Here is a 21,843-nt window from a genome sequence, read left to right on the forward strand (position 1 = left end):
TCCTATTCAGGAATCAGTTCGTACATTTCTCCGTATTTTTTCCCGTCCGTAAAAAACAGGCGGACGACGTCTTTTTTCCTGACCTCGATCTCCGGCATCAGATTGACACCGGGCTCGAGATCGCGAATGAAATTGTATCGGGTACCATCATCCTGGTGGGCGGGAGGAGAGCCCTCTTTTTTTACGTAGCAGAGTACGTCCCGCGCGATCGGAATCTCTGAAAAAATGCGAATCTGCAACGATTGATGCTTGCTGAACCAGCTTCCGCCCCGTTTGAACGAGTAGTAGATCTTGGCCTTTCCTGTGCTGACGTGGATCACATGGGCATCCCCGTCTGGCATGAGCAGAATCGGCTTGCCATTTTCCAATCGGCAAGGAAAGATGCGGTATGTGTACCGGCCGATGCCGTCTGTTTTTTCCCGCAGCCCTTTGTGGACTTTGTATTCCTCTCGGGTATACAGCTTGAACTGACGATCATCCAGCTCGTTTACGTCAAAAGGGGCGCCAAACCGCGACTTGTGCACGTACACGCACGGAATATCCTGCGCCCAATGCCAATTGAGCACGTATTCGCTCCCTTGATGCTGGCAGGTGACGTCCTTGATGAAGGTTTCTGTTGTTTCCTCCCGATTAATCATGATTCATCATGCTCCCTTTACTCAAACCGCTTGCTGCTTTGGTTCCCGGCGTCCAACGCGCGAGGGTTTTGTCTGTTGTTCAGTCTGCGCTTTGCAAAAGACGATCCGCCACTCGTAGAAGCTGGCACAAAGAGAGTGAACAATGTCAGGATGACGGCGAGCAAGGAACACGCCAGCAAACGTACAACCATATCAAGCAAGTCGATTGACGACAGACCCATTTCCAAAACAAGTCCAGCTAACAGTCCTGATACCGCCCCGCCAATCGTGAAGCTTTTAGCCAGATGGCGATTGTCAAAAATCAGACCCAGAGCCAAGCCGATTAAAGCACCGATGATCAGAACGCTGACCACACGGGCAATCGCGTAAAACATGCTTTCTTCTGTCGCTCCTGTGCGCTCGGAAACGATATTGCGGTCTGTTCGGCTCATATCGTAAATCTGACCAAAGATTCCTGTCATTTGGTCAGCGTGCTCAACATTGAAGTAGCTGCCGCCAGTCTCAGCAGCGATCTTTTGAAGCAGCGCCGTTCCGTCTGCATCGATTTGGCTCATACCTACCGTATGGACGATCACTTGGTTTTGCTTGTAGGGTGCAAGTGCGGCAGGGATATCCAGATCGCTATAGCCGTCTGACATCAGCACGACCGTACTATTCGCCATTTGATTGGCTTGCAGCTGGTCTAGCCCCACTTGCAGTGCCTGGTCGATCCGGGTGCCTCCATCCGTTCGAGGATATTGAAGCAGCTTCTTCACAATCTCATCCTTCACGGACTGGCTACTCAGCGCGGTGAGGGGTTGCAGCACATTCGTTTGATCGTGAAACGTAACCACTGCTATGTTCATGTCACTGTCCATGCGCTGCACCATGTCGGCTGCTGCTTTGAACAATTGGTTATCCGGGTCAGACGACTGCATGCTGCCTGACGTATCCAGAACCATGACAATATTGTTGGCCCCGCTGGCCTGTTGAAATGATGACCCGTACAGTAGCTGAAGCAGCATTGCCACCACGCCCACCATCAAAAACGTGCTGGGCACGAGCATTTTCCAGGAAAAGCCCAGATAGCGCTGCTTCCAGCCGACTCCATTCAGTCGAGGCGAGATCATTTCCGCAATGAGGCACATCAATCCTACGAAAAAGGCATATTGACCAAAATAAAGTCCCATTAACAACCATTGCGGTATTTCTCCGGACAGCTTGCCAAGCATGACTTCCCCGATCAAAAATCCGATCACGCCACCTACCAGGCTACAAACTAGCATGAGTAAGCTTACCCTTCTCTGACTCATGACGACTCATCTCCTCCCACGCGGCGAAAGACAAACCCGCTGTCCTCATAGGAAGCATGGTATTTCTTGTTATTACGGTAAAACATCAACTCTTCCATGCCGAATCCACCCATCAGGTTCATCTTTTCTATCCCGCTTTTTTGTTCCTCGTGGATGCAGCCCAGCTTGTAAGTTCGTGTGCTCTCATCCTTATGCAGCGCATACTGGACGAAGTCGTTGTGAATATCCGCAAACAAGTACTTCTCCTCATAGCGATGCTTTTGCAAGAAATGGAACACTTCGATGTGAACCGCTGCGCGTTCTTCCAGCACCAATGCCAGATCGAGGAACAAATCCTCCTTCGTCAGCACGGTTCGGTTATCGTAAGCAGCCCCAACGTTGGCACGCGCAAGCAGCTCCGCCTCAAAAGATAAAGCAAATGGTGCACGGGTGAGAATCTCGTTCCGGCAAAACTGACACAGCCTCTCCACGAGTCCGGCGAGTCGATTCCCGCTGAGCAGAGCGCCGCTGCCAATATACCGCTGTTCCATGTAAAAATCACTGCCGCGTGAAGCTTCCAATGACCGGATCGTTTCATGGACCACCGATTCGTAATATTCGTCCACGTTTTTGCCCAAGTAGTCAGTCGCTTCTCGAACACTCGTCTGGGCGATTTCCCGCAGTTGCTTATGCAAGGCTTCCAGCTGTTCAACTTGCTCACCTAACTGCCGGTGAATCTGCTCTGCCTGTTTCTCATAGCTCACAAGGATTGAGAGCATCATCTCCCAATCCAGCAGCTCCAGCTTTTTGCCATAAACAGCGTCCAGCAAATGGCGAATGAAGGTCCGCACACGCTCTTTATCCCGTGTGAAAAATCCTCCTACGCGAATGTCCTGCCGCTCCACTCGCTCTTGGTAGAGATCGACCAGTTCGGCTTTAATTTGTTCAACCTGTCGAGATGTCTCGCGAATTCCTGTGCGCAGCTCATCCAAAAGGTTTGCTCCATTGGCGTGTTCGGCTGTGAGATAGTAAGCCGCATAAAGCCCAAGCCGTTCATCCTCGATAATTCCTTTCTGAATCAAATCAGCCAAGGACTCCTGAGACAACATGTGCTCCAGACGTTTACGCGCCCCGGAAACGACATTCGCCTCAAAAAAGGCTTGGCTGCTACCGTCAAACAAAGCCAGCTCCGCTTCACGCATATTCATACTGCAAAGCTCGCTGTAGCTAATGCCAGAGGTCATGAGCCCCGTCATTTCCTCCAGAATGTGATCCTCAGGGAGAATGCCAGCCAATTTCCGCTGCAAATCATGCGCCGTCACCCCGAGCTTCTCTCTCGCTTTTGTTTTCGGCAACACCTCGCCGTCCTGAAGTCGCTCCCAATAGCGGTCAAATACGGCGGATAGCACCGTCAGCGCAATCGCATGAGTTGGTCTCTTCACTTTGGATAGTCCTGCCGACGCGAACTTGGTCTGCCCATGATCAACGGTAATGCTGCGCATAAATTGCAGCTTGTTATATCCCTCGTTGCTTTCATGAAACTCTGACTCTACCTTTTTGTTGTTCAAAAGCACCAGCTTGCTGATCAGCTCGTAATTTTCCTGCATGCCGCCTTCGATAAACAAGCCATGCTCTGTCTTGTCACTCAATAGGTACGCCAGTGAAAATAGCGGTGCGTTCACATGCTCCACAGGCAGTTTCACGAGATCCTCCGTTACCAAGAGATTCGCTCGATAGCTGTAATCACTCCGCTGATAACGATTGACCTCTTCCAAAAAGCTGACCGAGAGCGCTGTCGAGAATCCGAATGCTTCCCCGTTGTTCTTTTCCTGAAGCAGGACGTACAGGTCGACGGACACGTTTTTAAACAGCTCGTTGAGGTAGCCCTTGAGAAGCAGCGTCAGCTCTGGTAAAAGGATCGTGGCAGGGTCATCCGCCCTTGCCACGACGGCAATATTGACTTGCTGAAAGGCAGTGAACAACTTGCCCATTTCCGCTACCCGCACGCTTGCCAGCTTCATCACCTTGTTCAGCTCCATGGTGACAGCTTCATCGAGTGAAAAGCGCTCGTGGATCGAAGTACGCATCTTTTTCTTGTCGGTATCTGCCTGCGGCAAGCGGCAGCCGATTACTTGTGGATGCTCCCATGTTTTGTCCTGATACGCATGGACATATAGAACACCGTGACCATTTTGCCAATTGCGCTCGTTGTGGGCACGAACAGCTTGCAGTGCCTCTACGCTCTTATCCCCGAGAAAAAGGAAGAGCACGGGGTTTTGAATACTTCGCTGTCCGTTTCCGCTATCCAGTTGTCTTTCCAAATCCGTAACGTATTGGGTCGCGAACTCTCCAATCAAATCCCTCATGCATCCTCCTCGGTTATCAAACGATCCTGATTGTTTATTGCAGCGTCTTGCGCATATCGTTTACTTTTGACCAAACTTTCTTGTAGAACTGGAACAGCTCTTCACCGTTCACGTATTCGTCGCGGTCGTATTCCAGATCGTTTTTCGTTTCTTGGAAAGTCGCCGCAATTTCATCGAGTTTTACCAACAGTTGTTGCGTATCCTCTGCGGAGGTCATCGCGTCACTGCGTTTTGCAGCCTTGCGCTGGATGGTTGCCATGCTCTTGTGATCCAATGCGCGGTATTTTTCATAGATGGCGAATTCGACGTGCTTATTGACCTTCATCAGGTTGATGAATGGCTCCCACGCATCTTCTTCCTCATCCTTGTCGTAGACGTACAGCGCACCGCGCTTGCAGATGGTGTTTGTGTAAAGTGCTTCGATAAATCGGGTCACCAGCTCTTCTTCGTCCTTGATGGCACCTACGATCTGCTCCAGCTCCTGGATTTTGGCCTCGATTTCTTCGTATTTGCGCACTTCCTGTTCGATCAAGCGAATCTGCTCTGGATAGCGAATCAGGTTTTCTTTTGCCATCTCTTCATTGATACTGCCGAACACATCACGCGTAAATTCTTGCTCCAGACCATCTCTCATGAAACCTTTGAGCTCAACCAATGCACGTTTGATCTCGCCAGGGCTCAGCTTGGTCGCGTCTTCTTGCGCTTGGTGCTTAGCCAAGAAAGTAGCCAGCGAAAACGGCTTCGTCACGATGGATTCATAGCGGTTGCTGGTCTTGCTGTCGCTGCCTTTTTCGCGGATAGCTCCATAGCGCACCGCACGGTCAAACAGTTCGCGTACGTTGGCGTTGTACGCTTTGATCCGTCCGTTTTGGTACGTATCTCCCCACGATTTTTCAGGAATAGGGGACGGGAGGTACGCCCAGTTGTTCTTTTCGGTTTGAACGAGGTGGCGTCCGATACCCTCTCTATCCAGAATGGTACGTTCGTAGCTTTCCTCGTAGACCTTTAGCGGTGTGTAAGCAAACAGTGGAACACCGTTTTTCGTATTCAGCCAGAAGATGCGGTTTTTGACTTCACTTTCTTTGACAGTAAAGCGCGATCCGCTAATCGCTGTATTTTGATAGTTTTTAATCCCCTTCAAGATCGACGGTGCTTTCAGTGGCACAGATACAAAGCCCCAGGAAGGGAAGTGCATATTGCCGAGATTGTTGCTCAGATGGAAGACCGGAATCGCCTCTTCATCCAGCTTGCTCGCAATCTTGCGCTCTACGATGCGATCGAGTGTCTCGTCCTGACCGTATTTGATCACGATGAATTCTTCCATCGACTTGGTGATCACCTCACCGAACTTCTCCGAGAGGAATTCCGAGATCGAGCTGACGATATCCAGCTCCTGCTCTTTGACCCACTGATCGGAGTGTCGCAGCAGCTCGCTAGTGAAATCGCGGATCAGGTCGTCCGCATCTTTTTGCTCCAGGATGTTGCTGACTACCTTGGAGATATCCGGCACACTGACGATGTTCCAGTAGTATGTCTTGTTGCCAGTACGGTCGCTCTCTTCGCCGCCGTTGATCAAAATGTCGCCATTTTGCTCGAAAATTTGGTTGAGTGCGTTCAAAATCTCAGTAAATACGTTATAAATGCGGTTGTTTTCTGCATTTAACAAACGGTGCAGCTCTTCATAGAATTCGATCATTTGCTCCAGCTTTTCTTGATCAGCCAGGAGCTGGTATTCGTTGATCTTCGCTTCGATGTAGCTGTTTTTCTTCTTCTCCTTGGAGATGAAAGCACTGCGGGCATCGCCCAGCTTTTCATTCGCATTCTCTCGCGCGCCCTCGATCTCACGTGGATAGCTCTCCAAATTCGCCTTGAGGCTCTCGATGTAGGAGAGGATCATTTTCATCAGGCAATAGCCTTTGTCCGAATGAATCAGACGGGACGCATAGAAAGGTCCTTGCTGCGGGTGCAGGAATACACGCGTGATCATTTCGCCGAAAACAGAGATCATATCGCCTGGCGTCTGCTTCTTGCATTTGATGTACGCTTCGCGCGCTTTGGCGAGATAGCCTTGCTCCAGCTCGTGGTCGATGCTCACGACTTGCTGAGTGATCACGTTGCTGTAGTTCAGACGCTCGCTGTTTTCATAGCCTGGCAACGGTTCAGGAACGCGCTCCTCGAACTTGCGGGAAATCGAGTCGATGTCGATTCCGAGCTTGCGGGCGAATTTCTCCGCATCTTCTTGCGTTGGCGCTACCGTGAACATTTTTTCCATCTTTTTAAACAAGCGATAGGCCAAGTACGTTGTCATCTCTTCGATCGGCAAGACAGCAGAGGAAGCACCGATGACGTTGTATTGGTAGTTGGCTGCGTACGCTTTTGGCATCTGGTTGATGTTCGTACGAATGTTGCTGATATAGTCGTGGATCGCAAACTCTTCACCCGAACGTTTCTCTTCGCTCGCCATGAAGTTCGTAATGTTCTCCGCGGTTACGTTCATGCAGTAATCGTAGGCGTTTTCCAATGCTTTGCCTTCGAGATTGGTCGCAGAAATCAAATGGCACAGGTTGAATGGTGGCATTGGCGATTGGACAGTGAGTACATTGCCGTATTGCTGGCGGAAACGCTCATTTCGCTCGTCCGCATTCATCCAGTAGTCCAGCTCTTTTAATGCCGCGTAACCGTTTTTCATGATGTAGTCGCGTGTGTGGGAGCTGAGGCTCTTGTTCGACAGGTTGACGTCAGGCGTGAACAGGTAACCCAGCGTATTCACCTTGTCTACCCCTGCACTGCCGAAGTCGCGCTCCAAAATGCCTCGTACGATATAGGCGATGTCGAGGAAGCAACCGCTCCCCGTTCCCCCGGACAAACCGCTCAAAAGGAATACCGTCAGCTTTTTGTTCGTGCCCTCGCACAGCATCTTGACTTTTTTCTCAATCGTTTGAACGACTTGCGTAATTTTCGTAAAGAGAAGAAGTCGACCTGCCTGACGAACACCCGATGCTCCGCTGATACCATCCGTAATCGTCAGCTCTGGTGAGAGCCAGTCAGTGATGTACGGCTCCAGAATGCTGCGATTCTGCAACACACCGCCAATCTCAGGATTAGACAGGAGTACGAACTCCGTCACTGGATCGAGTCCGATGCCCTTGTACTTTTTGTTGCGGTCATGCTCATTCGTTTCAAACGCGATGAATTCAATATTGTCCGGCTTTTCCTTGCGCTTCTTGGAAAGCTGATCTACCGGCAGCTTGAAGCGTCTGTTCACTTGGTATTTCAGGCGCAAAAGCGCATCAATTCCTGTACCGCCAAGACCGATGACGAGCATCGGGTTATCGATTGTATCTACGCGAATCTTGTCACTGACGATTCCTCCGCCGAGGGATACGTCCAATTGTTGAATGTGTTCTCTCACAACTGCTTTCATAATCGACTCACTCCTAGACGATGTAATCTACATATAAGGACTTGTTCACATTCGTTAACGAAATTTTGATGCGATCGTTTTTCTTTAGTTCTTTGCCTTTGCTTGCATCGAGGACACGTCCTGCCTTTTCGATTCGACAGCTCGAACGGTTTTCGATGATCAGCGTATCGTTTTTCCCTGGTAACAAGATGACTTTCTCTGTCTCCGCAAACTCAGGGGCGAGTTGCAAGAGTTGGTGCAGCTTCACTTTTCCTTTGAACGCGTTCAGTTTCTTGTACTGTGGATTGGACTTTTCGCCTGTATCCTCATCCACGATCTCGACGGCGATTTGGCCCGCGAAGCCCTTGTTCGCCTTGCGATAGATCGACAGTGCGTACACGCCTGCACCGATCAACAGGATGAGAACCACGGTACCTCCTACTACGGTCATCCATGGAAATGGTTTCGATTCTGCCGCAGGATCAGTGGTTGTGTTCGGCTTGCCCGCTCCAGAACCTGCTGTTTTAGAAGCATCTACAAGGAGTGGTTTTGTCTCCCGGTAAAAGCTGTTGTCTTCTGCCTTGATTTTTATCTCGTACGTATGGTCAGCCGGGATTGTGAAGTTGCCTTCGAACCCGCTGCCCGTATTGTTCAGGATGACCTCATTTGTCTTATTGTCCGTCTTGTCATTGACGATCAGTGTCGCCTTCATCTGCTTGTACAGATCAGGACTCGCTACCTTCTGTCCGTTTGAAACAAGCGCAGCCTTGATCGGTACGACATCGCCAGCCTTGAAGCTCTTGGCTGTGACTGGCTCCATCTCCAATTGCAGATCGTAGTTGAAGATGAGGTTAATATCGATTTTTTCCTTCGGGGCGCCTTTTACCTGTAGCTTCCAATCGCCCTGCTGTGGCTTGACCAGCTTGATCATCGTGTACGCATTGGACTTCGACAGTCTGACCTGGTTGGAAGGGATTTGTACTTCCTTGCCCGCCGGATCGAACAGCTTCACTTCCACTGCCTTTTGCGACATGATCGAGATATTGGCTTCCATGACACTGCCATTCGGGATGGGGATCGGAATCTCCTGAGCTTGACCGTTTGCGACGAAGCTTTTCACCGGGACAACCTTCAGCTTCAAGTGATTCGCAAAGATTTCGCTCAAGATTTGCGGGAGCTTGTCCGCTGTGCTTGTTTCGAAAAATTTACCATTTGTATCCGCAGCAATCTGTTGCAGGGTCGTGCGGTTAAGCTGACCGTCTGCGTTCAAGCCAATCGTGTAAATCGGATAGCCTTTGTCTTTGGCCTCTTTCACTGCTTGCTGTAGCTCTCGATCAGACTGTGCTTGGGTACGGCTTGATGCTTTGTTCAAATAGTTGTTTCCGTCTGCCAACAGCACGATGATTGGCGCATTGTTTGGATTGCGTCCTGCATCCAGGATTTTTACTGCTTCCGTTACCCCTACTGCGATATCGGTGTAGGCTCCTTTTTGCAGGCTGTCGATGAAGGCTTTGATATCGTTCTTGTCTTCTTCGGAATTAATCTCAAGCAGGGCTTTTTCCCGCTCGATCTTGTCGGTATAGGCGACGACACCAATCTTGTTCGCTTGGATCGACGTCATGTCGACGAACATTTTCATCGCTTCGTTGCTGACTTTGTTCTTATCGCTTTGGGTCATGGAGTTGCTGACGTCCACGACCAGGACAGCGTCCATATTATTTCCGCTCGTTTGCGCAAAGCCTGGGTGAGTGACGGAGAGGACACTGACCAAGAGCAAGACAAGACATGCTACGTATCGACATAACATTCGGAATCGTATTATTTTCATAAGTGCTCCTTTTCTTGTTCGTTACAAAGAATTTGTGAAGTGTTGCAAAGAAAGTAAGACTATGACACTATTACCACTAGATTCAAGAAGTAGAAGACAGATGATAAAAAAGTACTAGAATGATTGCCCCTTACTCGTAATACGATACGACATGATTCTTTGTTACAGATTTCGACAACTTCGTTAGGAGAAATTTTATGTTAACTTACTTTCTGTTGTTTGCGGCTTTTTTGCTGCTAGCGGTCCGATTCCTCAAGCTGCTGCGACTAAAACGGCGCAATCTCTCCAACGCCGAAATCGATCAGCATCTTCATGCCTTACTGAATGAGAAGAGGGATTCACCATGAGAAAGCGAATCGGCGTACAATTTCGCAAAACCCGTAAAACCACTCATACGTATGAAAGAATTCAAGCGTGCACGCGATGCCATACGTACCATGTCCTGTGGGAGACACATTGTGAGACCTGCGGGAGAGCCTACACACCGATCCGCCAGGTTTCCCATGCCGTAACGCGCCGCTATGTGCAGACGCGCTTTTTGCTCTTGGGCTTATTCGTCTGTCTTGCTGTCCTTTCTGCGGATACCCTATTGCAATTAGCTCTCGCAGGAGGTATTGGCTGTGTGTTGTTCGTCCTGTTTTTCGTGATGCAGAAAAAATACGGCACCTATGAAAGAGACGTACAATTTCAACACTTTTTGACAAAGGAACTGGAGACGTTCAAGAAGTCACTCCACCGTCATTTGGAGGAAGTGGGCAACGACGTCAAAGAAGGACATCTCAAGGAAGCTTATGAAAAAACGAAAGAGATCGGACATTTCATCGACTCCGATACGATCAAGATACGCAAGATCATGTTCCTCAATCATTACGTCCTGCGCAAAGACATGGAGCTGGAGCTCGAAACGCTCATCCCCTCTATGTACGACAAGGACTTCATGGAATATGTGCGCGAAGTCATCAAGGTCCAGCCTTCGCTCGTCAAAAAATCTGTTCTCAATTATGTCAGACGTTATAAAAATCAAATATTGTTACTAGAAAATGGGGATCAGCTCATCGGTCAAGTGGCAGGTGCGGCGCTTCGCATGAAGTCTTATGTGGATGAGTATCAGGATCTGATTATCGAATTTATCGATTTTTTGCCACGCGAGCGCCTTCTGCGATTGGCAAAAATGGTACAAACCCATAAGGATGAGGGTTGGGAACAACTGTATCATTCTACCAAAAACAGGGTAGATACGCATTACGCGTTTGACCCCGATTTCAAAGGCTTACTGTGAAGGAGGAGCCTTTTATGCTTCCTATCTCTCCCTATCATCGGTCCCTCTGGGTCCGTAATATTTTTCTCGGACTCTTTGCCTTGGGTTTGATCGCCGTTCTGTTCAAGCTTGGATTCGGGTACAAGCAGGTTACGTTGTATAAACAGGCAAAGGCGTTTTATGACCAAAAGAACCTGCTGCAAGCTGAGGAAACCTTTTCTCGCGCGCATGATATGGCTGTCCTGTCCTACGGAGATGACGAATGGAATTCCATCATGTTTCAACTGACTTCTATCCGCACCGAGTTGGAAGGTCTTCACCTGTATTCGCGTTCTGCCATCTCGGAAAAGAAGATCGCAGAAATCGGTGCAGTCTATGAACAATACCAAGTGGTCAAACAGAAATACCAGAATCAAAAGAATGTACCAGCGATGTTTTTCCAGCAATTGTCCGCTCAATTGGGTATGGATAAGAGCTTTTCCGATTATTACTTGAATGCCTTGCAAACAGCGAAGGCTCAGGCCCAATCGAATCTCGAAAAGGAAAACTACCAGGACGAATCTTTCATTGAAACACTCCTTGCCATTCCAGATGAATACTACGGCGGCAAAAAGAAGAAGCAGGCTGAGCTCACGGCCTTGTTCCAGGACTATGAAAAGACCAAGCTGCGGGTGCTAATTGCTTCGGCTCCTTTTGAAGAAGTCATCACCAAAACCGCTACAAGCATACGCCATTACGAAAAACTGGGTATCGAGACAGATTGGTTAGTGGGTCAATTGGAAAAGTATGCGTTAGCTGAAATAAAGGAAGTCATTCGTTCGAAGGATCTGAGTGCCTTCGTGAACATGGCAGCCGCCTATCGCAAAATCGAGGATGTACTGTCTACTGATTCGCCTGTCCTCGATTCGATCACCCGCTATCTAGAAGGCAAGCTCAAGCAGGCAGAACAATACATCAAGTCGTTCGAGTTCACCAAAGCACGTGAATTGTACGAACAGTTGAATCCGCTCCAGAATACGGCTACACTCCTGTCCGATCTGGAAAAACTCTGGTTGGAATACGATCCAGCACGCTTATTGCAACTGAGATACCCAGACAGAACGTTCACCGAAATGCTCTCCGGCACAGATCGCTGGGGGGCAAAGCTTTACGCATTTGGACTCTCCGAGGCAGATCAACGTCTTTATTTCGCAGCGAAAATGCCAAATGACTCGCTCCTCTATCTGGATCAGTCGCTCGATGTGGACATGAAATCGGCAAAGGCTAAGATCGACAATACGCTCGGAAGTAAAGAACAGCCTGTGATTATCGTGAGTGCATCCGGCAAAGAGCGTACTAACGCCTACGCGGCACTGTCCCCGAATTTGACAAAAGAGTCAATCGATAAGCGCTTTTCGGTCGAGGCGGATGAACTCAGTGTAGAAGACTCCGAGCATGTGATCATGAAAAATGCGGTAGGAAAAGGGGAAAAGGAAATCGCTCTGTTCAAGCTCGAGGACAATGGCTTGAATTACATAGAAAAGCTGGCTGACTTAGAAGCGAGTTCCGAAGAAACGACCGAGGGTAACGAGTCAGGAGATGCGACTTCCCCTGCTGACGGCTCAACAGAAGGGACAGATCAAACTCCCCCTGCCACTCAAAAAATCGATGTTTTTGCGGGTCCCGGTGAAGAATATGAGAAGATCGGTCAAGTAATAGCAGATGGTTCCCTACAAGTCATCGCCGATCTGAATGGCTGGTACCAGATTGTATTTAATGGAAAAGAAGGCTGGATACGCGCTACTGAATCGACGCCGTAATCAGTTTGCTTGAATAACGAGCTCCCCTCGCGATCATGCTTTTTTGATCTGCGTCAGGGGCTTTTCCTCATTTTTCGCATTGCCTTAAGTGTCAGATTATTCTATAATCTACTTTTATTTTATAGATAGACGAGGAGTGAGAAGCGATGTTTGGAATCGTTCATTATGAAGCATTTCTGATGACCGCAATCATGTTGAACCTGATACCCGGCTCAGACACGATGTACATCATCACCCGCAGCATTTCGCAAGGAAAACAGGCAGGTATTCTTTCGGTTCTCGGCATTTTGACAGGCTCACTCATTCACACACTCTTGGCTGCTTTCGGCTTGTCGCTCATTTTGGCGCAATCCATCGTGCTTTTTAACATCGTCAAAATATTGGGGGTCGCCTATCTCGTCTATTTAGGCATTCGCATGCTCATGACGAAGGAATCACCAGCTTTTGATACGGCCGATTCCAAGAAGCTGAAGGGTGAAAAGGTCTATCTGCAAGCGATTCTGACAAGTGTCACGAATCCGAAGGTCGCCCTGTTTTTCATCGCCTTCCTCCCGCAATTCGTTAGCGCAACGGAAGCCGGACCACTCCCTTTCCTTATTCTTGGCCTTACTTTTACCGTTACAGGTGGCATCTGGTGTAGTCTCCTCGCCCTGTTTGCTTCCTTCGCTACGCAAAAATTGCGTAATAACCAGAAGTTCTCTGTCATTCTCAACAAGCTGACGGGGATTGTTTTTATCGGGATGGGGTTGAATCTGTTGCGGGCGAAAGCGAATCCTTAGCTCCACCATCGATGCAAATAGGAAAGTCTTAGTTGGATTTGTTTCGAAAAGCGTCGCCTATTAATCATAGAATAAAGACCAAAAAAAGCCAGTCAGGAGTCTTTCTCCTCTGGCTTTTTTCATGTTCAGAAATTGTTTAGGTCGAAAGATTATGATTCTTCTAGGCATTTTTTCACAATTGGAACAGTGGGTGTCTGTTGTTCTCGACTAGCATGATTTATACAATGAAGAATGCCCTTGCCGAAAAAAGTTTATTTTAACTAAAAATTTGGACAAGGGGGGAAAGGTGAATTGAGTTAACGGTGCGAAAAGGGAGTTGAAGAATGTGCGAGTGCTGTTAAGTGCTGGGTTTATCCTGGCAGGCTTATTCCTCCTTTTCTATCCTCAATGGGAAACGGCGGTATCTGCACAAAAGCAAGAACAGCTCATCGAAGCGTTCGAACAACTGAGCAACGTCAGCGAGCAAATAGAAACGGCTGCATCAAAGAACCCACCAGCTCCTCAGATACAAGAGCCGCTCGCTATGTTGGAAGGTGCCAGAGGCGTGATTCGGATTCCCAAAATTGATCTGGAAATGATGATTTTTGAAGGCGCGGACAAGCATGCCTTGAGTAAAGGCGTTGGCCTGATCGAGCCAGACAAGGAATTCGGTGTGAACAATGTTGGACTGGCAGGCCATCGCGGGATTACTCATGGCAAGCAATTCAATCGCTTGGACGAACTAGCACCTAACGATGAGATTGAGATCAAGACGAAAACGGCAATCTACCAATTCGTTGTCGTGAGAGCCTTTGTTGTAGATCGTACACAAATAGAAGTTCTAGAGGATCAAAAGAAGCCATTGATCACCTTGGTCACATGCACCCCTGTTGGAGCAAAAGATCCGAAGGACAGACTGATCGTTCAAGCTGAATGGAAACAGACGACTTCATCTCAGCCCTAACACTTCCGACTGAAAGACGGAATGAGCTAGTTTTTTATAAGTACAGGAGGAGCATATGCAAAGGAAATCTTGGATCGTATTGGTGGCACTTTTGCTCATCATCCAAAACTTTTTCGGTTTCACGACAACCTCGTATGCCCAAACACAAGGTGAGGTTGTCGTTGGCGGGGAGCCAGGCACAGGTACTCCTACTACTCCGCCGGACACGGGTACTCCTACTACTCCGCCAGGCACGGGTACTCCTACTACTCCGCCGGATACAGGTACTCCTACTACTCCTCCAGGCACGGGTACTCCTACTACGCCACCTGTTGAACCGCCAGTTCCTCTACCAGAGGTACCGGTACCCGTTCCAGACCCTGAAGATAACATCATCAAAGACAGCATCATCACCAGCGTAGTCATGAAGGACAAGGACGGAAACAACATAGTAGACATCCGCCCCGATCAGGGCTCGCGGGTTCAAGTTGATTTCACTTGGAAAATCCCTGCTGAACATCCTTACTCAGAAGGTGCCACCTTTACCTTCCCTCTCCCAGATAAGTTTCGGACCGATCGCAATTTGACCGGAGATCTGAACGGAGGCTACGGTACCTATGAAGTGACAACAGACGGCACAGTCACCTTCACTTTCAGTGATGCCATCAATGACGGCGCAGAGATCAATGACGGAACGTTCTATGTGTGGCGGGAATTCGATGAGAAAAAGTTTGAGGGTGGCACGAGACAGGAGATCGATTTCAAATTCGATGGCATCGCTCCGATCTCTGTCCATTTCAAAGGCAAAAACAACAATGAAATCGACAAGAACGGAAAAGCAAATAAGGGCATGAATCCTAGCTATCTCGACTGGACCGTCGATTTTAACCTGAGTGAAAATCCGATAAAAGGCGCTGTCTTTACGGACGAGCTTCCAAGCGGTCTGGATATCGACATGAGCTCGATTAAGGTCTTCCCATTAGAAGTTCAGTTGAATGGCTCTGTTCATCCAAAGGCTGAGGTAACCACCTTCACTCCTGAGAAATTGACAGAAGGAAATGGGTTCAAAATTAACTTTGGCGACATCGACGATGCTTATCGCGTCGCGTACAAGACCAACGTCACTGGTACCACAGATACGACCTACACGAATAAAGTCACTGTCACAGGAACGAACCTTCCAAAGGATTTAATCGATTCCGCAAATGTCTCTGTCCGATTCAGCCAGCCTTTGAACAAAAAGGCGATTCACTACGATTACAACAAACAAACGATCACCTGGGCTATTCAGTACAACTACAATGAAAAACTGATCAAGCAAAGCGACGCATGGCTCGAGGATCGATTCGATACGAGTCATCAAGAGCTCGTGAATAGTTCCTTTACCGTTCATAAAATGACCATCGGTGACAACGGAAACGGAACAAAAGACGGGGCTGCCATCACAGAGTACAACGTAACCCCATCGCCTACCGGCTTCCGCTTGGAGTTTGACCATGACGTGTCGGCTGCTTACGAAATCACCTACCAAACCAAAGCCAAAAATCGGGTCCACCAAGACAGCTACCTCGTGAAAAATGAAGTAGAGATCTATGATGGAACCAAAAAAGATGCATCCAGAGAGATCAATCAAGCAATCTTCTGGAAAAACGCCAAAAAAGAAAAAGTGAACTACCTGGATAAAACGATCGAATGGACAATTAGTCTAAACGACGACAATCAGGTGATGGACGAAGTCGTCATTACCGACAGTTATGCGGGTCAAGGGCTGACTCTTCTTTCTGACAAAGTAAAAATCAACGATTGGACAAAGGATTTGGAAGAAGGTCCTGACAAAGACTACAGCATCTCTCCGAACACAACTTATGAAGAAGGATTCAAGATTACCTTCCACAAACCAGTCACAAAAGGTCTAGTCATTACGTACCTGACGAAGTTCGATCCTACTTCCAAGGACCGTCCATCCGTGTACAAAAACAAAGCTGAACTGAACTGGAAGGAAAACGGGAAAGCACAAGACCCTATCACGAAATCCGCTACTGTTAAACCAGACAGCTACACCAACAATAACGGCAACAAAACGGGTACATACGACGCCCGGACAAAAGAAATCACGTGGACAATCGATGTGAACTACAACCTTCACAAGATTAACAACGCGATCATCCGGGATTTTTATACCGGAGAACAAACTTTTGTGAAGGACTCGTTAACCATCCATAAGTTGCTGCTCACAGGTGGAGCAGATGGTGTGAAAGTGGTCGAGGGTCCAGTTGTCGCCACCAAATTTGACGAACTGGACAACGGCTTCGAGCTTCATCTCGGCCCCATCGACTCGGCCTATCGCATCACGTACAAAACCAGTTTGGCGAATCTGCCTGTCGGAGAAGTGTACGAAAACAATGCCACTATGCACGATAGTGACATAACAGGCACTCCACTCTATAAAGGCAAGACGACCGTCAGACCGACATACGGTGGGCAGTACGTCCTCAAAACAGGCGTACAAGGTACAGGAGCAGATTCAGAGTATGCAACATGGACAGTAAGAATCAATCCGAGCCAGTCTCATATTTCGGCAGGTGCTGTATTGACTGATACGCTGTCCAGCAATCAAATTCTGATGAAAGACTCCTTCAAACTCTTTACGACAATCGTCTCTGAATCCGGTGCTTTGACTGTCGGAAAAGAAATGGCATCCGAGGACTACACATTAGAAGTAGTCGGCAACTCCTTTAAACTGACTTTCAAAAACGACCTAAAAACTGCCTACATCCTGGAGTACCGTTCCTTTATCAATGCTGATCATGGAGAGATCATCAAAAACGAAGCCTCTTTTGCAGGGAAAACAGTTGTAGGTAAAGGGAAAGACGGACAAGAAGGTGTCAAAGTCAGCTTGTCCGGTGCTGGTGGCGGAGCTAGCACACCTGGTAAAGGCGACTTGAAAATCGTCAAGATAGATGCAGATACGAAAAAAGCATTGGCAGGCGCCACGTTTGGTCTGTACGACAAGGCGGGGAAAACCTTGCTGGAAACAGTCGTGACCGATGAAAATGGCATTGCCACCTTCAAAGGCTACAAATTTAAAGCGTACAAGCTAAAAGAACTATCCGCTCCTGTTGGCTACGTCATCGCAGACGAGTACAGAAACGGAAAAGACATTACACTAAAAGCTCCTGCAGGTGCTGACCCAGCTGTTCCAGTTACAATCGAAATGACCATCGACAACAAGCTGCTCCGTCAAGGATTTGAGTTAACCAAAGTTGACGCGGAGAATTCCGGAAAAACACTGGAAGGCGCTGTCTTCAATCTACAGGTTGAAAAGGGCGGAGCATACGAAACGATCGCTGAGCTGACAACTGGCTCTGACGGAAAAGTCTCCAAAGGCGATCTGGCAGAAGGAAACTATCAGTTAGTCGAAGCGAAAGCTCCGAAGGGATACAAACTGGATGCGACTCCTATTTCATTCAAAATCGCCTCCAACCAGACAGAAATTGTGACCCTTTCGAAAAAGAACGCCAAAAATATCGGGTCCATTCAATTGCTGAAAGTGGACCACTACACCAAAGAGCCACTTCCTGGCGTAACCTTTGAGCTTCAAGATGCTGACGGGAAGGTACTGCAAAGTGGACTCACAACGGATAAGGACGGAATCCTTCTCCTCGAGAACCTGAAAGCAGGATTCTACCAGCTCGTGGAAACAAAAGCTCTTGCTGATTATGAGCTCGCTGAACCACTGAAATTCGAAGTGACCGATGAAGGCACGGCCTCTCTCACGTTGACCAACAGATTGATCCCAGGATCTGTGAAACTGACCAAGGTAAGAACGGGATACCCAAATCATAAGCTCAAAGGAGCTGAATTTACGCTCCGCGATGAAAATGGTCAGGTAGCCAAAGACATGAACGGTCAGGAGCTTACAAAGCTGACTACAGATGGCAACGGAGAGCTGATTGTTGAAGGCCTGAATCCGGGTAAGTATGAGTTTATCGAGACGAAGGCACCTGCTGGTTATGTAAAAAACAGCAAGCCAATCGGGTTTGAGATTAAAAGAAACCAAGTAGCTGGCGACCACGTGCTGGTGACTGTCGAAAATGACGTGACCTCCGGTGGTGGCGGTGGTGGTGGCGGTGGTGGTGGCGGAGGCGGAAATCCTGAGCCTAAACCTGAACCAAAACCTGAACCAAAGCCAGAACCTAAGCCAGATCCTAAGCCAGATCCTAAGCCGGAAAAGCCAGAGAAACCGGATAAACCAGACAAACCAAATAAACCAAATAAACCTGGCAACCCAGACCAACCTGGCAACCCGGACCAACCTGGCAACCCGGACCAACCTGGCAACCCAGACCAACCTGGTAACCCGGATCAACCTGGTAACCCGGATCAACCTGGCAACCCAGACCAATCTGGCAATCCAGACCAACCGAGCAATCCTGATGACACTTCAACCCCCAACACTTCCGGGGAAATGAATCAAACAGGAAATACGAGCAAACCGAACAATTCGGGAGCTGCCAATAACTCCAACGTCTTGAAAACCAACAACGAATCTCCTTCTACAGGTAAAGTATTGCCGCAGACTGGAGAACAGGCTAACTCACTCCCCATCGTTGCAGGTATCGTTTCGATCTTGATCGGTATTTCGATCATGTATCGGAGAAACAAAAAAGCGTAGCTCATCTAAAGGACCAAGTCCAGGGATTTTCCCGGCTTGGTCCTCTTTTTTCCCCTACTCTAGCAATTGCCGGAGAAGCGGTTCACTTTTATACAAAATCTCTAGATGTGTCGCCTCTACGTAATAACGCTCACCTTCGAGCGCGAATACACTGTTTGCCATGACACTCCCATCCCCAGCGTCACTATTGATCGAGCCTACTACTCTTCCATCGACCCATTTATCAGGAGACAGCGAAGGGACCGTTCGCAGGTAATGAATCGTTTCGTGTCCAATGCCAGCTACCAGCGTGACGCGAATATTGCGGGCTGCGATAATCCCCATCGTTGCGTTCAAGTAGTCCATGTATTGATTTTTCACGACCATCTTTTCATAAGGGATGAAGGCCTCTACCCCCTCTTTTTTCTCTAGCAAATAATCGCCATATGCTGCTGACGGGGTAAGATCAAGGAGACTGGGAAAGTGTCTGTGAATAGCTTGTATACGCTGAAAAGGGATGCTTTGCTCCAAATAGGCCAGATATACATTCATATATAGCTCCACGACATTTCTTTTGGCAAAAACGGAGCGCGGCAGCTTCCCTCCTGCCCAATAGCTGTAGGCGACAGGCGATCCTGCGTTGGGAGTCGCAAAAATGAGCAGCTGATCCACATCGTTTTGATAATATTCGCTTTGGACATAGGCTCTAGCAACAAGGCCCCCCATGCTATGGCAAATGAGATTGACATAAGGGGAACCCGTCGTTTGCTTCGCTCGCTCGATGACAGGCAGCAAAAAGCGCTCTGCTGAAATATCGATCTGCCTTCGCCAATCATAAAAAGCTACAAACAATTGTTCATTGAAGGAGAAACCCATTTTTCCAAGCAAACGGATAAATGGTTCGTAAGCCGTTCGGGCAAACCCGAAGCCCCAGTCACCAGTACCCGGAATTATTTGATCACTCATCGACCCAAACAGCCCCGGAACAAAAACAATCGGTGCCTTTTGCGCAAGAAAAGAACTCATGCTTGCACTCCTTTCCCTCTTTTTTGTCCCATGACCAGAAGGAAAACAACATATGCTTCTGCCTATGCCAGAGCAGCTTGGGTGGTTCCCTTGCTTCGATGATTGTCGTCATTTTTTGCCGAAACTTCCCACTTGAGCGAAACAAAGCGATATAATAAAGCGTCAAACGTATTGGCTAATGTTTTAAGCAAATCTATCTTGTCGGAGGATTGGCAAAAATGAAGGTACGCAAGTGGTTTATGCTTTTGCTAATGTTCGTACTATGTATTCCAACGATGGGGATATCCGTGCAGGCCGCGCAGACATCCTCTGGCATCAGCATCTATTTGGACGGGCAACAAATCAAAAGTGACGTCGCTCCGTACATTATTCCAAAAGCAAACGTAACGATGGTCCCTATGCGAGTGATCGGTGAAAATCTGGGAGCCGAAGTAAATTGGGAGCCAAATTCTCAAACCGCAACGATCAGCAAGCAAGATACCTTCTTGTCCATGACGGTTAATCAGAAGAACGCTCTCGTGAACAACAACAACATCCCACTCGATGCTTCTGTTCAGAACAAGCAAGGAAGAATCATGGTTCCACTACGTTTTGTCTCCGAGCAGTTGGGCCTTACGGTAAACTGGGAAGACAAAACAAGAACCATTCGCCTGCAAAGCGGCAACGTCGCTACTATGACACCGCCGCCACAGGATGTACTGAGTGAAACTGGCGGGCTAGTACCAGGCACACCTGTCGTGACAAACGGAGATTTGCGTGGGGTATGGATATCTACGGTCTACAACTTGGACTGGCCATCTTCCGGTTCTTACGGAAACCAAGCGAAACAACAACAAGAATACATACAGCTGCTAGATGAGCTGCAAGCCATGGGAATGAACGCTGTTTTCGTGCAAGTGCGTCCATCTGGAGATGCTCTGTACCCTTCTACACTCACTCCATGGTCGAGATTTTTGACGGGAACTCCAGGGAAAGATCCTGGCTACGACCCGCTTACATTCATGGTAGAAGAAACGCATAGACGCGGGATGCAATTCCACGCTTGGTTCAACCCGTTCCGTGCCACTACGGATGCAAAAACAGACCAATTGCCAGCGAATCATGTGATCAAGCAGCACCCTGACTGGATTGTGAATGCCAACAAAAAGTTGTACATCAATCCGGGTATTCCAGCAGCACGTCAGCAAATTATCAATGAAGTAATGGAAGTCGTGCAGCGCTATGAAATCGATGGTGTCCATCTGGATGATTATTTCTATCCTTCCAATGTCGCCTTTGCAGACGATGCAGCATTCAAGGCTTACAACAGCAAAAAAATCGTATCCAAAGCAGACTGGCGCCGCGATAATATCAATCAGTTTGTTCAACAATTGAATCAGTCTATCAAGAGCGTCAAGCCTCACGTTCAGTTCGGGATCAGTCCATTCGGTGTATGGCGCAACAGTAACGTCGATCCGACCGGCTCCGATACAAAAGCAGGCGTGACTGCTTATGACCACATGTTTGCCGATGTGCGCACATGGATTCAACAAGGCTGGGTCGATTATGTGACTCCGCAAATCTATTGGAGTCTTTCCTTCGCCCCCGCCCAATACGACAAGCTCGTTACTTGGTGGGCAAACGAAGTACAAGGGACGAACGTCAAGCTCTACATCGGTCATTCGCCATACAAGCTGGGAACGGCTGAAGCTGGCTGGCAGAGTGCCCAGGAGATTATCAACCAGTTGAATTACAACGCGATGGTTCCTCAGGTTCAGGGCAGCATTTTCTTCAGTGCCAAGGACTTGCGGAAAAATCCATTAGGTCTGCTCCCAGCTCTTAGCAGTTATTACAACCGCTAGATAAATAAAAGTAACCCCCGAACCATAGTAGCAGAGCATCTGGCTACATTTGTTTCGG

At 48.3% G+C, this 21,843-nt stretch carries 13 protein-coding genes; 7 read left to right on the top strand and 6 right to left on the bottom strand.

From position 1 onward, the window contains the following. Positions 1–2 precede the first annotated feature (2 nt). Genes ACQ5DJ_RS10940 through ACQ5DJ_RS10960 form a run of 5 tightly spaced genes read right to left on the bottom strand, consistent with a single transcriptional unit; the run spans position 3 to position 9,506 of the window. Positions 3–638 (bottom strand): beta-mannanase, encoded by a 636-nt coding sequence (locus ACQ5DJ_RS10940; RefSeq protein WP_429842491.1) that lies wholly within the window; start codon positions 636–638, stop codon positions 3–5. A gap of 17 nt (positions 639–655) precedes the next feature. Further along, complete coding sequence (locus ACQ5DJ_RS10945; RefSeq protein ID WP_429842492.1) at positions 656–1,930, bottom strand: vWA domain-containing protein; 1,275 nt, start codon at positions 1,928–1,930, stop codon at positions 656–658. Next, complete coding sequence (locus ACQ5DJ_RS10950; RefSeq protein WP_429842493.1) at positions 1,927–4,275, bottom strand: hypothetical protein; 2,349 nt, start codon at positions 4,273–4,275, stop codon at positions 1,927–1,929. The genes ACQ5DJ_RS10945 and ACQ5DJ_RS10950 overlap by 4 nt, the downstream gene beginning before the upstream one ends. Positions 4,276–4,309: 34 nt before the next feature. Continuing rightward, a complete protein-coding gene (locus tag ACQ5DJ_RS10955) occupies positions 4,310–7,699 on the bottom strand; it encodes a tubulin-like doman-containing protein (RefSeq protein WP_429842494.1) in 3,390 nt (1,129 codons plus the stop codon). Between the two features lie 13 nt (positions 7,700–7,712). Further along, the gene (locus ACQ5DJ_RS10960) at positions 7,713–9,506 is read right to left on the bottom strand and encodes a vWA domain-containing protein (protein ID WP_429842495.1); all 1,794 of its coding nucleotides are present in this window, start codon (positions 9,504–9,506) and stop codon (positions 7,713–7,715) included. 197 nt (positions 9,507–9,703) lie between these two features. Between ACQ5DJ_RS10960 and ACQ5DJ_RS10965 the strand changes: the two genes are divergently transcribed. The 6 genes from ACQ5DJ_RS10965 (at position 9,704) to ACQ5DJ_RS10990 (ending at position 18,939) form a co-directional block, all read left to right on the top strand. Further along, entirely contained in the window at positions 9,704–9,853 is a 150-nt protein-coding gene (locus tag ACQ5DJ_RS10965; RefSeq protein WP_007724683.1) for a hypothetical protein, read from the top strand. Further along, complete coding sequence (locus ACQ5DJ_RS10970; protein WP_429842496.1) at positions 9,850–10,785, top strand: hypothetical protein; 936 nt, start codon at positions 9,850–9,852, stop codon at positions 10,783–10,785. Before ACQ5DJ_RS10965 ends, ACQ5DJ_RS10970 begins: the two co-directional genes overlap by 4 nt. A 14-nt stretch (positions 10,786–10,799) precedes the next feature. Beyond that, positions 10,800–12,563 carry an SH3 domain-containing protein gene (locus ACQ5DJ_RS10975; RefSeq protein WP_429842497.1) on the top strand — a complete coding sequence of 588 codons (1,764 nt, stop codon included), beginning with the start codon at positions 10,800–10,802 and terminating at the stop codon, positions 12,561–12,563. A 146-nt stretch (positions 12,564–12,709) separates the two neighbouring features. Next, entirely contained in the window at positions 12,710–13,342 is a 633-nt protein-coding gene (locus ACQ5DJ_RS10980) for a LysE family translocator (protein ID WP_142065749.1), read from the top strand. A 325-nt stretch (positions 13,343–13,667) separates the two neighbouring features. Continuing rightward, positions 13,668–14,285, top strand: coding sequence for a class D sortase (locus ACQ5DJ_RS10985; protein WP_429842498.1), 618 nt, complete (start codon positions 13,668–13,670; stop codon positions 14,283–14,285). 55 nt (positions 14,286–14,340) lie between these two features. Further along, a complete protein-coding gene (locus ACQ5DJ_RS10990) occupies positions 14,341–18,939 on the top strand; it encodes a collagen binding domain-containing protein (protein WP_429842499.1) in 4,599 nt (1,532 codons plus the stop codon). Between the two features lie 54 nt (positions 18,940–18,993). Here ACQ5DJ_RS10990 and ACQ5DJ_RS10995 read toward each other — a convergent pair whose 3' ends face one another. Continuing rightward, the gene (locus tag ACQ5DJ_RS10995) at positions 18,994–19,944 is read right to left on the bottom strand and encodes a lipase/acyltransferase domain-containing protein (RefSeq protein ID WP_429842500.1); all 951 of its coding nucleotides are present in this window, start codon (positions 19,942–19,944) and stop codon (positions 18,994–18,996) included. A 218-nt stretch (positions 19,945–20,162) separates the two neighbouring features. On the opposite strand from ACQ5DJ_RS10995, the gene ACQ5DJ_RS11000 reads away from it, so the two are divergent. Continuing rightward, entirely contained in the window at positions 20,163–21,785 is a 1,623-nt protein-coding gene (locus ACQ5DJ_RS11000; protein WP_429842501.1) for a family 10 glycosylhydrolase, read from the top strand. Positions 21,786–21,843: the final 58 nt, after the last annotated feature.

Source organism: Brevibacillus sp. FIR094 (assembly GCF_050477165.1).
In the GTDB taxonomy this organism is placed as follows: Bacteria; Bacillota; Bacilli; order Brevibacillales; family Brevibacillaceae; genus Brevibacillus.